Genomic DNA, 14,019 nt, shown 5'->3' with positions numbered 1-14,019 from the left:
ACAGAACATGAAACACTGTGAAAAACAAAAAGTATGGCAGTGCATTATAAAAGAAGCGCGTAAGCAGTCGGAAGAAGAGCCGATGCTGGCAAGCTTTTATCATGCCACAATCATTAATCACGAAAGTCTAGGGGCGGCATTGAGCTATATTCTTGCGAATAAGCTTAAGACCGCGTCTATGCCAGCGATGGCGGTACGTGAAGTGGTAGAGCAAGCCTTTGCGGCAGACCCTTCAATTACTGATGCCGCAGCTTGTGATATTTGTGCCACAGTGAATCGTGACCCCGCTGTCTCTATGTATTCGATGCCGCTTTTGTATCTAAAGGGATTTCATGCCCTACAGGGCTATCGTGTCGCCAACTGGCTGTGGAAGCAAGGGCGAGTGGCATTAGCCACGTATTTACAAAATCAGATCTCAGTGGCGTGCCAAGTGGACATTCATCCAGCGGCACGTATCGGTAAAGGTATCATGCTCGATCACGCAATCGGTATTGTTGTCGGTGAAACGGCGGTGGTCGAAAACGACGTATCGATACTTCAAGATGTGACCTTAGGTGGCACAGGAAAAGAGGGCGGTGACCGTCACCCTAAAATTCGCGAGGGCGTGATGATAGGCGCAGGTGCTAAGATCCTGGGTAATATCGAAGTGGGGGTGGGTGCTAAAATTGGTTCGTGTTCCGTCGTACTGCAAGCCGTGCCTGCTCACACCACTGTGGCTGGGGTGCCAGCGAAAATTGTCGGTAAGCCGAAAACGGATATGCCGTCTTTGGATATGGACCAACAATTTAACGGTAAATCACAAACTTTTGTCGGTGGTGATGGTATCTAAACCTGAGTCAATTCAGCGATATCTAAATAGAACGGCTCAGAGGTAAAAGCTCAGTGTGAACACTGGGCTTTTCGTATTTTTACTGCGTACAAATAAGCCAGCACTCCGCCCACAACGTTACCCACCGCCACGCCAATAAAGAGCCCTTCTAACGAATACCAGTGATTGCCAATCGCAGCTGCGGGGAGTGTGAATATGAACAAACGCATGGCACTCCACATAAAGGCCTTATTCGGTAAGTGAAGCGCATTGAGTCCGCTGCCTAGCATCATGATAATCCCCTGAAACCCATAGCTAAATGGAACCACGAGCAAGTAATGCCAAAGGATTTCCCGTACCGCCGCTTCTTGAGAAAACATGGCGGAAATCGGAATACTGAGTGGCACCATCATAATAAATACCATCAGCTGAAATAGGATTGAAAAGCGCATGCTGAGGAATAATCCTGAGAAACTGCGCTCCGGTTGTTTGGCACCAAAGTTCTGCGACATAAAAGGGGTTAAAGCTGAGCTTAAAGAAATGAGCACCAGAATGAGTAAAGACTCTACCCGCTGCGCTGCGCCATAAGCGGCGATGGCAGCCGTGCCGTGAACGGAGAGCATCTTCATTAAGATCGCGCCAGAAATAGGCGACATCGCCGTGGATAACGCAGACGGTGTACCAATTTTTAAAATAGCTGCCCAGTCTTTTAGTAGCGCAGCGGGGTTAATTTTCCCCAGCAGTTTTTCGCGTTTAGTTAGGACGAAAAGCGAACCCAGTAAAGCGCCAAACCAAGCAAAACCACTCGCAATGGCAGCGCCCTGAATACCGAGTTCAGGGAACGGACCTAGGCCAAAGATAAACAGCGGATCCAAAATGCCGTTTAATACCCCAGAAAGCATCATAATTTTAGCTCAAGCGTTTTAGTATCGCCTGTGGCGCGAATGGCGCTATTGCCTGCCATAGGGATAACCAGTAGCGGGATGGTGAAGTACCAAATCACCATGTATTGGTCGATGAGTGGAATGATATCCTCGCTGGCCCCTAGCATGCGAAACAGCGGGTCAATGGTAAAGAGCCCCAGCGTAGAGGCAAGGGTGACCAAGATCACCGCAAGAATGAGACCATGAGTGGTAAATTGCGCGGCGTTGCGAGTATTACCTTGTCCCAGCAGTCGACCGATAATGGTAGAAAGGCCCACACCGATCCCCATCGTAATGCAGTTCACTCCAAAGGTGACAGGAAACGTAAAACTGACCGCAGCGAGTGATTGGGTACCTAATAGAGCAATAAAAAAGGTATCAACGAGGTTGAAAGCCAAGATCGCTATCATGCCAAACACCATGGGAACCGTCATTTGTTTGAGCACTGTGGGGATGGGGGCAGAGAGCAGCCCATGCTTATCTTGCATAGAATTCATCGCTGATGAAACAGGGGCTTAGGATACAGGAATTCGCCAAATCGTGCGAGAACCCCCTCAATCCTTATGTATTGTTGGTGGGAAAGCTCAATTTCGTTATTTTTGTCACAAAATTTTGTCTCCTGCCCCTTGGGATCAACCCAATCGTCCCCAACATAATTATCACAAGCCGAATTAAGGCATTCTCAAAGCTAACATATTAATTAATTCAGGAGACACGACCGATGAATATCCGTCCTCTACACGACCGCGTGATCGTTGAGCGCAAAGAAGTTGAATCTAAATCTGCTGGTGGCATCGTTCTTACGGGGTCTGCTGCAGAAAAATCAACACGTGGTACGGTGCTGGCTGTAGGTAATGGCCGCATTCTAGAAAACGGGTCAGTTCAAGCATTGGACGTTAAAGTGGGTGACACGGTTATCTTCGCTGAAGGCTACGGCACGAAAACTGAAAAAATCGATGGCAAAGAAGTATTGATCATGTCTGAAAATGACATCATGGCTATCGTAGAATAATTAAGTAGACGTTGAGTAATTTTTTACTCTAAACAAGCTATCCACTGAATTTAGATAAGGAAATAAACAATGGCTGCTAAAGACGTTAAGTTTGGCAACGACGCACGAATCAAAATGCTAGAAGGTGTTAATGTTCTAGCTGACGCGGTAAAAGTAACACTGGGTCCTAAAGGCCGTAACGTGGTACTAGACAAATCTTTTGGTGCACCAACAATTACTAAAGATGGTGTCTCTGTTGCGCGTGAAATTGAACTGGAAGACAAATTCCAGAACATGGGCGCACAAATGGTGAAAGAAGTCGCTTCTCAAGCTAATGATGCGGCGGGTGACGGAACAACAACTGCAACCGTACTGGCTCAATCTATCATCTCTGAAGGTCTAAAAGCCGTTGCTGCGGGTATGAACCCAATGGATCTTAAGCGTGGTATCGACAAAGCGGTGGTTGCTGCAGTTGAAGAACTAAAGGCGTTATCTGTTGAATGTAAAGATACCAAAGCCATCGCTCAGGTGGGTACTATCTCAGCAAACTCTGACGCGACAGTGGGTAACATTATTGCTGAAGCGATGGAAAAAGTAGGCCGTGATGGCGTTATTACCGTTGAAGAAGGTCAGGCGCTACAAGATGAGCTAGACGTAGTAGAAGGTATGCAATTTGATCGCGGTTACCTATCTCCTTACTTCATCAACAACCAAGAAGCTGGCAGTGTTGATCTAGAGAGCCCGTTCATTCTTCTTATCGACAAGAAAGTATCGAACATCCGTGAGCTGCTACCAACACTAGAAGCGGTTGCTAAAGCATCTCGTCCACTGCTTATCATTGCAGAAGACGTAGAAGGTGAAGCACTAGCAACGTTAGTAGTGAACAACATGCGCGGCATCGTGAAAGTGGCTGCTGTTAAAGCGCCTGGTTTCGGTGACCGTCGTAAGTCTATGCTACAAGATATCGCTATTCTAACGGGCGGTACGGTGATTTCTGAAGAAATAGGCCTAGACCTTGAGAAAGTAACATTAGAAGATCTAGGTCAAGCCAAGCGCGTGACGATCACTAAAGAAAACTCAACCATCATTGATGGCGCGGGCGATGAAGCGATGATTCAAGGTCGCGTAACACAGATTCGTCAGCAAGTTGAAGACGCAACTTCTGATTACGACAAAGAAAAACTTCAAGAGCGCGTAGCGAAATTGGCTGGCGGTGTAGCGGTGATTAAAGTCGGCGCTGCAACAGAAGTTGAAATGAAAGAGAAGAAAGACCGTGTTGAAGATGCACTTCATGCAACACGTGCTGCTGTTGAAGAGGGTGTGGTTGCTGGTGGTGGTGTTGCACTTATCCGCGCGGCATCGAAAGTGGCAGGCCTTGAAGGCGACAATGAAGAGCAAACAGTGGGTATCCGCGTAGCACTTCGCGCAATGGAAGCGCCAATTCGTCAAATCACTGCAAACGCAGGTGACGAAGAGTCAGTGGTAGCTAACAACGTGAAAGCGGGCGAAGGTAACTACGGTTACAACGCGGCAACAGGTGAATACGGCGATATGATTGCAATGGGTATCCTTGACCCAACAAAAGTAACGCGTAGTGCACTACAATTTGCCGCATCGGTTGCGGGTCTTATGATCACAACAGAAGCAATGGTGACTGACGCACCTCAAAAAGACGCACCAGCGATGCCTGATATGGGCGGAATGGGTGGCATGCCTGGCATGATGTAAGTGTAAGAAATTGCCGACAGAGCCAGAGGGAAACCTCTGGCTTTTTTGTATCTGCTTCAATAATCAACGATTGAGTGGCTAATATGTTACGGGTTATGACAATTTACTGACATGCGCTATAGTTAGCGGCAATAGCATCGTCTATAGTTATTGAAGACGAATGATAATGTCAGTGGAGACAAAATAATGAAAAAAGTCGTATCAGCCCTTGCAGTGGCAGCAGCACTCTCTATTTCCCCAATGGCGCTAGCAGATAGCACGCCAGTTATGTTTTCATCTTTAAACGGATTTAATGCGCCAGACGCCAATGCGGTTGGTGGTGTACGTTTATCTGTTCTTCACGGTCAAGTGAATGAAGTAAAAGGTGTCGACTTTTCTGTATTGGGTATGTCTGAAACTCAGCGTACAATCGGTGTAAACTTTGGTCTATTCTTTGGTGCTTCTAAAGTCACTCAAGAAATGAAAGGCGCATCACTTGGTATTTTCAACTGGAATACAGGTTCAACAACGGGTGTTAACCTTGGCATGGTCAACGTCACTAACGACGTAAAAGGCCTTAACTGGAGTGCGGTAAACTACTCGGAAGGTAACACAATGGCTGATATCGGTATTGCCAGTTTCTCAAAGAAATCTAACTTCCAATTGGGTATCTTTAACAAAACGAATACTATCGACGGTGTTCAGATTGGTTTGATTAACTGTGCCGACAACGGTTTCTTCAAGTGCTTCCCAATTATTAACTTCGCTAAATAGCCTCGATTAACTTTGTGTAATGACATGAAGTTGATTGGCAAAGCGTGAGGTAAAAGCCCCGAATACTCGATGTTTTTGGGGCTTTTTTATGCCTATATTGTTACTTTCGACGTTTAGAGCGTCGTTGAAAGGTTTGGTGGACACCGCGGCGTAAGCTTTGAAAGCTACTTTCTGCCTTATCGACTCCAAGTAGTATGGTGAGTGCCAGTAAAGTAAGGATGATAGAGGCCTTGTAATGCCCCAGTCCAATCATCATGCCCAGCCCGGCAAGTAGCCAGATGACGGCCGCTGAAGTCACACCATGAATCTTACCATTTTCAGACATCATGACCCCAGCGCCTAAAAAGCCGACACCAGTAATGATTTGTCCTAATACTCGGGCTTGATCAAGAGTGTTTGGGGATAATGAAATGGCCATTGACATAAAGAGATAGGTGCCAGATAGCACTAAAATAGACGTGCGGATCCCGACGGGTTTGCCTCGTGTTTGCCTTTCAAGACCAATCAGTGTGCCATTAAGCATACAGCATGCCAGTGCCTGCCATGAGAATGGCCCCAAATCCAAAAGTGCTGCTAATTCCACAAATATGCCCCCCCAAAAAAAGCAGTATCTGTTTATTAGACCGGGCAGGCGAACAAATAAATTTTATCGAGACGAAAAACGTTACTCAAGGTGAAGATCGAGAGGTGTTTTGCTGGTTCTGCCTCCTTCTTCACGAGTGAGTTTTGGTACTAAATAGCCGGAGACACGCTCGATCAACCCATGCATGAGCTGTTTTGCTTGATGATCGTCGACAAAGTAATGCGCTGCGCCTTGCACTTTATCAAGCACGTGCAGGTAGTAGGGCAGTATTCCGCTATTAAATAGGGCATGACTCAGCGCAACTTGGCTTTCAACACTGTCATTGATGCCTTTTAGTAACACGCTTTGATTAAGTACTGTGACGCCCGCTCGCTTGATGTGCTGTATTGCCAGTGATAGGGCGGGATTAATTTCGTTAGCATGGTTGATGTGTGTAACCAGAACGGTATTTAATCGAGTCTGTTGTAGCATCTCACACAGTGATTCTGTGATGCGATCCGGAATTACCACTGGCAAACGAGAGTGAATACGCAGTGTGTTAATGTGCGGGATAGATTCTATATGCGTGATAAGCCATTCGATATCTTTGTCCTTCGCCATTAATGGATCACCCCCCGAGAGAATGACTTCGTTGATGTCTGGTTGGTTGGCAATATAGTCCAGCGCTAACTGCCAGTTTGCTTTGTTGCCTTTATTATCTTCATAAGGGAAGTGACGTCGGAAGCAATAGCGGCAGTTAACCGCACAGCCACCTTTGACTATCATTAAGGCGCGACTTTGGTACTTATGTAGTAATCCGGGAACCACGGAACCTTGTTCTTCTAGCGGATCTTCTGAATACCCAGCATGGACGTCGAACTCTTGGCTTAATGGCAGTACTTGTTGTAAGAGCGGGTCGTATGGGTTGCCTTTTTCCATTCGTTCGACAAAGCTTTGAGGGACACGCATCGGAAATAGTTTCCTTGCACGTAGGCCGCTTTCCCATGGCGCCGTATCAATTTCTAGTTGTTTAAGCAACTGATACGGGTCTGAGATCGCATTGGATAGCTGTTTGAGCCAGTTTTGCTCAACAGAAACAAGATTTCGGGTTATGATAGGCGACATTAAATTTTAACTCGAAGAATACTAAGAGGATACAATGGCTACTGTTAGCACTAATGAATTTAAAGGCGGTTTGAAATTAATGCTGGATAACGAGCCTTGCGTGATTCTAGAAAATGAATACGTGAAGCCAGGTAAAGGTCAAGCATTTAACCGTGTTAAAATTCGTAAACTACTGTCTGGTAAGGTGTTAGAGAAAACATTTAAGTCAGGCGAGAGCTTTGAAGTCGCTGACGTCATGGATATCGATCTAGATTACCTATACTCAGACGGTGAATTCTACCACTTTATGAACAATGAAACATTCGAACAAATCGCTGCAGACGTAAAAGCGGTGGGTGACAATGCGAAATGGTTGGTAGAAAACAACCCTTGTATGATTACACTTTGGAACGGCACGCCGATTTCTGTTACGCCAGCTAACTTTGTTGAGCTAGAAGTCACAGAAACCGATCCTGGTCTAAAAGGTGATACACAAGGTACAGGCGGTAAGCCTGCGACATTAACAACGGGTGCCGTTGTACGTGTTCCGCTATTTATTCAAATCGGTGAAGTGGTAAAAGTTGACACTCGTACTGCAGAATATGTAGGCCGTGTTAAGTAATATGGCTTTCGAGATTAAAAAGGTCGCTTAGGCGACCTTTTTTTATGTTTGAAATCCAGTTTATGTTTAAGACATAGAGGGCGTTATTCCTGCGGACGCCAACTTAATGCACTGGCAACCGTACCGAGCGCAAGGGTATTCATTTCTGTATTGGGTAAGTTGGCCAGTGTTTGAAGTGTTATCGTACCATTGGTTTGCGCGGCAGCAATCTCTTGGCTGCCTCTGCTAAAGCTATAGCCAAGCGGATTATCGACACTCATCAGTAGACCTTCACCTTCGTGAATCGACTCAACGTTAAAGTGGGTACTACCGAGTCGAATGAAGCCGATTTCTTTCTTCGCCGTTGATAGGCTGATCGCTTCAGACTTTCTTGCCATCTCATACTCACCAATCGCTTGACCCGCTTCACTGATCTGACAAATGTACGGCCCGTTACCACCAAACGAAAAGCTGCCGAGATCGACGCTGGTGCCACCGCCACTACAAACAAGTGTCCAAGTTTCCCCGCTGTCAGTGCGAGTGATTTCTGCAACCATGTCCCCTTCTTTACTATTAATGGTATTAAACCAAGAACTCGTGGACGCACTACGTGAGTATTTTCCGTGATAGAGACCCGCTATATCAAATGAACCTTCGGGACCGAATCCCCAAAATGTGCCATCGGTTTTTAGTGTGAGCTCTGGTTGTGCAGAAACCGCGTCTGATTTTTTCATATCAACGGTGCTACCACACCCAAAAAGAGCACTGGAAATAACGAGTGCGCAAATAGACTTTTTCATTGTTACATCTCTTTTTTATTATAAATCGGCGCGGATTGTATAGGGGGAGGAAATGAAGGAATGTAAGAGATTGTCTGAATGGATGATGGCTCACACACTGGTAGATAATAAAAAGGGTAGCGAATTCGCTACCCTTTTCGGCATTTTGAACGTTAAATCATAAAGATAAAGATCACTGCTAATGCACTAATAAGACCTGCAAAGAAATAGCACGCAATTTTGCCTGCCACACCAGCGTGAATTTTTAGATCATGCATACCATGGTGAAGGCGGTGCATCGCATGCCACATTGGTAAGGCTAATGTGGCGATGACAAAGAGTGCACCGATAAAGCTAGTGGCAAAGCCTGCAACTCGCTCATAGCTTAATGCTTGCGCGTCGATGATGCCCATTGGCACAAGAATGCCAAGGACAAGAATAGTAACAGGAGTAATCATGGCAAACCATGAGCCGCCTGCACCAAATAGTCCCCACCATACGGGCTCGTCTGAACGTTTAGGGTTTTGGTTAATCACAGTGGTCTCCTTAGACGATAATCAGCACAATGAGAGAAATTGCTGCAACGGCCGCCCATTGCGCCAGCACGATGGTTTTCTTTTCTACCGCTTTGCCTTTTAGTTTAATCGGCATAACTTGCGGCATCATGCTAAAAAAGGTTTGAGCGTGGAATAAGCTGCCTGCGAGCGCAACAATGTTGATGGCAATCACAATTGGATTGGCCATAAATGCTAACCAACCTTGCCAAGCCTCTGGTCCCTTAACGAGTGCGCCTAAGCCAAAGGTTAGGAAAATCGTAAATAGAATCAGTGGCAATACCGTGGCTTCACGCAACATGTAGAAACGGTAGAAAGGATGATTTTTCCACCAAGTGCGTTTTATTTCGCGAACATAAGGTTTTCTATTGCTCATGGTTATGCCTCCACATTCTTTGGTGAGCCATCAGGCTTGAGCATGGCAATAACAAAGTCTTTTGAAGATTCAATTTTACCTTGGTTTACCGCCGCCGCTGGGTCGACATTTTTAGGGCAAACATCTGAGCAATAGCCAACAAAGGTACAACCCCATGCGCCATTTTCGCCGTTGATGAGTGCCATACGTTCGCTCTTGCCATTGTCACGGCTGTCGAGGTTATAGCGATGTGCCAGAGTCAGGGCGGCAGGGCCAATAAACTCAGGGTTTAAACCAAACTGTGGGCAAGCTGCGTAGCAAAGTCCACAGTTAATACAGCCAGCAAATTGCTTATATTTCGCCATTTGTTCTGGTGTTTGCAGGTTTGCACCATCTTCTGGGGTACGGTCGTTACCAATGATATAAGGTTTAATCGCTTCTAAGCGCTCAATAAAGGGCGTCATATCGACAATTAAGTCTTTCTCGATTGGAAAATTGGCGAGCGGCTCGATTTTCACGCCACCTAGGTGTAGTCTCGTAAGAAGCTTTTACACGCTAACTTAGGGACACCGTTGACCATGATGCCACAAGAACCACAAATCGCCATGCGACAAGACCAACGGTAGGAGAGGTCTTTATCTAGGTTATCTTTGATGTAACCAATAGCATCAAGAACTGACATGGTTTCATCAAACGGGACATCAAACATTTGCATGCGAGGCTCAGAGTCTTTCTCCGGGTCGTAACGCATGATTTCTACTTTCTGAATGCGATTTGCGGACATTATGCTTGCTCCTCTGCATTGTTTTCTTGAGCGGCTTTTGCTTCTGCAGCGGCAGCTTTCTCTGCAGCTTCACCGTAAAGACGGGCTTTAGGTTGGGATTTGGTGATTTTTACATCGCTGTAATCGATGCTTGGTGCGTTGTCTTCTTGGAAGAAAGCGAGAGAGTGTTTTAGGAATTTTTCATCATCACGCTCTGTGCAGCCATCGTCTAAACGTTGGTGCGCACCACGGGATTCTTTACGCAGAATGGCGGAGTGCACCATGGCTTCAGCGACTTCAAGACCGTAACCCACTTCGATGGCGTACAGTAAGTCTGTGTTGAAGACTTTCCCTTTATCTTTAATACCAATGTTTTTATAACGTTGCTTAAGCTCAGCAATCTTTTCAAGTGTGGCTTGCATTAAGTCTTCTTGACGGTAAATACCACAACCCGCTTCCATGGTATGACCCATTTCTGTGCGGATGTCGGCCCAGTTTTCGTCGCCATTTTGGTTGAGTAGGGCGGCAATGCGCGCTTCAACGGCTTCCACTTGTTTCGCAATTGCTGCGTCATCCCAGCCTTTAAAGGTTTGTGCACGTTCAACCGCTTGTTCGCTTAGCAACACGACCAAATACAACAAACTCAGCCAGTGAGTTGGAGCCTAGTCGGTTAGCGCCGTGAAGGCCAACAGATGCACATTCACCGACTGCGAATAGACCTTGTATACGCGTTTCACATTGACCATTGGTCTCGATACCACCCATGGTGTAATGGACGGTTGGTCTAATTGGGATTGGCTCTTTGGCTGGATCAACGTTGACGTAAGCTTTGGCAAGTTCACAGATAAACGGTAGACGTTCTTGTAAGTACTCTTCGCCAAGGTGACGCAAGTCTAGGTGAACCACATCACCCAATGGGTGTTTGATGGTATTGCCTTTTTGCTGCTCATGCCAAAATGCTTGAGAAACTTTGTCACGAGGACCCAGTTCCATGTATTTGTTTTTCGGCTCGCCGACTGGTGTCTCTGGGCCCATGCCGTAATCTTGTAGGTAACGGTAGCCATTCTTGTTGACGATAATCCCCCCTTCACCACGACAACCTTCGGTCATCAGGATACCAGTGCCAGGAAGCCCTGTTGGGTGGTATTGCACGAATTCCATATCACGTAGTGGCACACCATGACGATACGCCATTGCCATACCATCGCCAGTCACAATGCCGCCGTTCGTGTTACAGTGATAAACACGACCAGCGCCACCCGTTGCGAGTACAACAGACTTCGCTTTAATGGTCACGAGTTCGCCTTCCGACATATGAATGGCGATCAGACCTTGCACTTCGCCTTCGACAACAAGAAGATCAACCACAAAGTACTCATCAAATCGTTTGATTTGGTCATACTTCATTGAGGTTTGGAATAGCGTATGCAGCATATGGAAGCCAGTTTTATCCGCAGCAAACCAGGTTCGTTCCACCTTCATGCCACCAAAACGACGAACATTGACCTCGCCATTTTCTTTACGGCTCCACGGGCAGCCCCATTGCTCCATTTGGATCATTTCTTTGGTTGCGCTTTTTACGAAATACTCAACAACATCCTGTTCACAAAGCCAGTCACCACCACCAACGGTATCGTTGAAGTGATTGTCTAGGCTATCTTCATCCTTGATTACAGCGGCAGAGCCACCCTCAGCCGCGACCGTGTGCGATCGCATCGGGTAAACTTTCGAGATAAGAGCAACTTCCATGTCAGGATTTGCTTCAGCGGCTGCAATAGCAGTTCGAAGACCAGCGCCACCAGCGCCGATGACTGCGATATCTGTGGTAATTGTCTTCACAGTTATCCTCCAGTGTGAGAGCGAGTTGAACTCGCGGTTGATAATTAGCGCTTAAATAAGCAGATAAAAACTAAGGGCTATAGTAGATAAGGCGCCGGGCAAAAAAATTGATTGAGTTAGGTTTTTTCATCGGAAATGCAAAGAGAGGCATAGTATTTATATGATGTGTGATTAACGTCACTTATAATTGTGGGGTATCTTTGAATTTGTACAATTATCAATAACTACAGCTAATGAGTTTGATTATGATTTACAGCGACTGGCAACCTACAGCATCAATACCTTTGCTAAAAAACGCGCAGAGATTATTCGCAATATACGTCAATTTTTCTTATCAAAAGGTGTCATGGAAGTGGACACGCCAGCCATGAGTCATGCCACGGTGACAGATGTACACCTGCAAACGTTTGATACCGAATTTGTTGGACCTGGTTACGCAGATGGTAGGCGCTTGTATTTCATGACGAGCCCTGAATTTCATATGAAACGATTGCTGGCGGCGGGGAGTGGCTGTATCTATCAGATAGCGAAGGCGTTTCGCAATGAAGAGAGCGGTCGTTACCACAATCCCGAGTTTACCATGTTGGAGTGGTACCGCGTTGGGTTTGATCATCACCAGCTAATGGATGAAATGGATGAACTATTGATTCTAGTATTAAAAGGAGAGAAAGCGGAGCGAATGACGTATCAACAAGCGTTTATTCAGGCACTGGCCGTCTGTCCGCTCACCGCTTCCATGTCAGAGCTTCGGGTTGCTGCTGGGACGTTAGGCTTGTCTGATATTGCAGACAGTGAAGAAGACCGAGATACCTTATTGCAACTGCTATTTAGTATGGGAGTGGAAACTAAAATTGGCTTGAACTCTCCTGCTTTTGTTTATGATTTTCCTGCTTCACAAGCGGCATTAGCAAAAGTTAACGCGAATGATCCTAGGGTGGCCGATCGCTTTGAGGTGTATTTTAAGGGCATCGAACTTGCTAATGGCTTCCATGAGCTCGATAACCCACAAGAGCAGCTTGCGCGTTTTGAACAAGACAATCAGAAGAGGGTTACAATGGGGTTACCTGTCCAGCCTATTGACCACCACCTGATTGCCGCTCTAGAGGCGGGGCTACCACCATGCGCAGGTGTGGCGTTGGGGATTGACCGCGCTGATTATGCTGGCCATAGGCGCTGAACATATCGATCAAGTGACGGCTTTTCCATTTCCGATCGCGTAATTGTTTTCCGTTCCATGCTTAATCACTAACTGACGAGTATTCCTGTACCCGTGACGGCGAGTAACGCACCTAACCAAGCGTAGCGGTTAGGTCGTTGCTTGGTGTATAGCCATAGTAGTGGCAATACCATGATGGGGGTTGTCGAAGAAAGTAGCGCTACCATACCGACATTACCCGTTTGTAGGGCAAACAGGATGAGAGTCATACCCACTGCCATGGCAAGAAAGCCGTTTAGAGCGGTAATACCAAAGATGGGCAGGGTGATTGGGTTGATACTTTTTGCCAGTCTTGCCCCAGTTAGCCAAAATAAGCTATGGGCAATAAAGGCGGTAATCATACGAATCGCGGACGCAGCAATAGGGTCGATAGTAGTTTGCATCACGGGTTTGGCGATAATCCCCCCCAGCGCCTGACACAGTGCCGCGGTAATACCGAGTGCGACACCAATCCAAACCTTTCCTCGAATTTCCTCGAAGCGATTTGCTGATGGCTTGGCTTGCTTACGGCCAAAAAAGATCGCGGTTGCGACCCCTGAAAATACGAGTGCTGAGCCCATCAGCTCCATGGAATTCATGGTTTCAGAAAAAAGAAAGTAACCGAGTATGGCGGAAAAAACGGCGTGACAAGAGAAGAGTAACCCAGCCTGGCGTGGCCCCATTCGATTTAAGCAAGCAAATAGCGCGGTATCACCAATAAAGATCCCGATAAGCCCCGATAGCGCCATCGGCGTGATATGGGTGTAGGCCACGCTTCCCCAGCCATTCGTAAGTAATGCCATCGTAGTGAGTATGCCGAGCAGTACATCCCATTCTCCACCGACTATAGGCAAAAGAGCCAAGGTGGCGTGCTGGTGTCACGGAAATAATGCTAGACACCGCCCACAAAAAGGCGGCAATAAGTGCAAACCACTCAAACCCCATGAGTTTCCCTATTCAATTAGAAATCCTATCGCTAAACAGGTTGTACTATGCGGCTTAGTAAAGCGCAATGAAATCCACCAGATAGAGTGGATTTCATTGCGACGTTGGTACTTGCTTAA

10 protein-coding genes and 5 pseudogenes are annotated in these 14,019 nt (G+C 46.6%); 6 read left to right on the top strand and 9 right to left on the bottom strand.

The window, feature by feature from the left end; genetic code table 11:
* The first annotated feature begins 7 nt into the window (after positions 1–7).
* Positions 8–829 carry a serine O-acetyltransferase gene (gene cysE / locus AC0L66_RS16700; protein WP_473567959.1) on the top strand — a complete coding sequence of 274 codons (822 nt, stop codon included), beginning with the start codon at positions 8–10 and terminating at the stop codon, positions 827–829.
* Between the two features lie 50 nt (positions 830–879).
* On the opposite strand, the pseudogene AC0L66_RS16695 reads toward cysE, so the two are convergent.
* A pseudogene (locus AC0L66_RS16695) lies at positions 880–2,219 on the bottom strand (MATE family efflux transporter).
* A 233-nt stretch (positions 2,220–2,452) separates the two neighbouring features.
* On the opposite strand from AC0L66_RS16695, the gene AC0L66_RS16690 reads away from it, so the two are divergent.
* The 3 genes from AC0L66_RS16690 (at position 2,453) to AC0L66_RS16680 (ending at position 5,203) form a co-directional block, all read left to right on the top strand.
* The gene (locus AC0L66_RS16690) at positions 2,453–2,743 is read left to right on the top strand and encodes a co-chaperone GroES (protein ID WP_102471149.1); all 291 of its coding nucleotides are present in this window, start codon (positions 2,453–2,455) and stop codon (positions 2,741–2,743) included.
* 69 nt (positions 2,744–2,812) lie between these two features.
* Positions 2,813–4,450: a chaperonin GroEL gene (gene groL, locus AC0L66_RS16685; RefSeq protein WP_250618679.1), complete on the top strand. Its 1,638-nt coding sequence runs from the start codon at positions 2,813–2,815 to the stop codon at positions 4,448–4,450.
* Positions 4,451–4,636: 186 nt separating this feature from the next.
* Positions 4,637–5,203 carry a VC2662 family protein gene (locus tag AC0L66_RS16680; protein WP_473567958.1) on the top strand — a complete coding sequence of 189 codons (567 nt, stop codon included), beginning with the start codon at positions 4,637–4,639 and terminating at the stop codon, positions 5,201–5,203.
* Between the two features lie 100 nt (positions 5,204–5,303).
* On the opposite strand, the gene AC0L66_RS16675 is transcribed toward AC0L66_RS16680, so the two are convergent.
* The gene (locus AC0L66_RS16675) at positions 5,304–5,786 is read right to left on the bottom strand and encodes an MgtC/SapB family protein (protein ID WP_473567956.1); all 483 of its coding nucleotides are present in this window, start codon (positions 5,784–5,786) and stop codon (positions 5,304–5,306) included.
* Between the two features lie 81 nt (positions 5,787–5,867).
* Complete coding sequence (gene epmB / locus AC0L66_RS16670; RefSeq protein WP_265674877.1) at positions 5,868–6,890, bottom strand: EF-P beta-lysylation protein EpmB; 1,023 nt, start codon at positions 6,888–6,890, stop codon at positions 5,868–5,870.
* 34 nt (positions 6,891–6,924) lie between these two features.
* Between epmB and efp the strand changes: the two genes are divergently transcribed.
* Complete coding sequence (gene efp / locus AC0L66_RS16665; protein ID WP_250618675.1) at positions 6,925–7,491, top strand: elongation factor P; 567 nt, start codon at positions 6,925–6,927, stop codon at positions 7,489–7,491.
* A gap of 83 nt (positions 7,492–7,574) precedes the next feature.
* Here efp and AC0L66_RS16660 read toward each other — a convergent pair whose 3' ends face one another.
* The 5 genes and pseudogenes from AC0L66_RS16660 to frdA all read right to left on the bottom strand — a co-directional run bounded on the left by AC0L66_RS16660 (position 7,575) and on the right by frdA (position 11,760).
* Positions 7,575–8,270 (bottom strand): VV20781 family protein, encoded by a 696-nt coding sequence (locus AC0L66_RS16660; protein WP_428754083.1) that lies wholly within the window; start codon positions 8,268–8,270, stop codon positions 7,575–7,577.
* A gap of 152 nt (positions 8,271–8,422) precedes the next feature.
* Positions 8,423–8,785, bottom strand: a complete 363-nt coding sequence (gene frdD / locus AC0L66_RS16655; RefSeq protein WP_265674879.1) for a fumarate reductase subunit FrdD — start codon at positions 8,783–8,785, stop codon at positions 8,423–8,425.
* A 10-nt stretch (positions 8,786–8,795) separates the two neighbouring features.
* Positions 8,796–9,179, bottom strand: a complete 384-nt coding sequence (gene frdC, locus AC0L66_RS16650) for a fumarate reductase subunit FrdC (protein ID WP_250618672.1) — start codon at positions 9,177–9,179, stop codon at positions 8,796–8,798.
* 2 nt (positions 9,180–9,181) lie between these two features.
* Positions 9,182–9,942, bottom strand: a pseudogene (locus tag AC0L66_RS16645) (succinate dehydrogenase/fumarate reductase iron-sulfur subunit).
* Positions 9,942–11,760, bottom strand: a pseudogene (frdA, locus tag AC0L66_RS16640) (fumarate reductase (quinol) flavoprotein subunit). The pseudogenes AC0L66_RS16645 and frdA overlap by 1 nt, the downstream one beginning before the upstream one ends.
* A gap of 248 nt (positions 11,761–12,008) precedes the next feature.
* Between frdA and epmA the strand changes: the two are divergent.
* Positions 12,009–12,980, top strand: a pseudogene (gene epmA, locus AC0L66_RS16635) (elongation factor P--(R)-beta-lysine ligase).
* A 25-nt stretch (positions 12,981–13,005) separates the two neighbouring features.
* Here the strand turns inward: epmA and AC0L66_RS16630 are convergent.
* A pseudogene (locus tag AC0L66_RS16630) lies at positions 13,006–13,900 on the bottom strand (DMT family transporter).
* Between the last annotated feature and the right edge of the window lie 119 nt (positions 13,901–14,019).

The sequence above is a fragment of the Vibrio sp. GJ43-1 genome, assembly GCF_055808835.1.
Note: the sequence above shows the minus strand (reverse complement) of the source record. Positions and strands in the feature narration are given on the sequence as shown.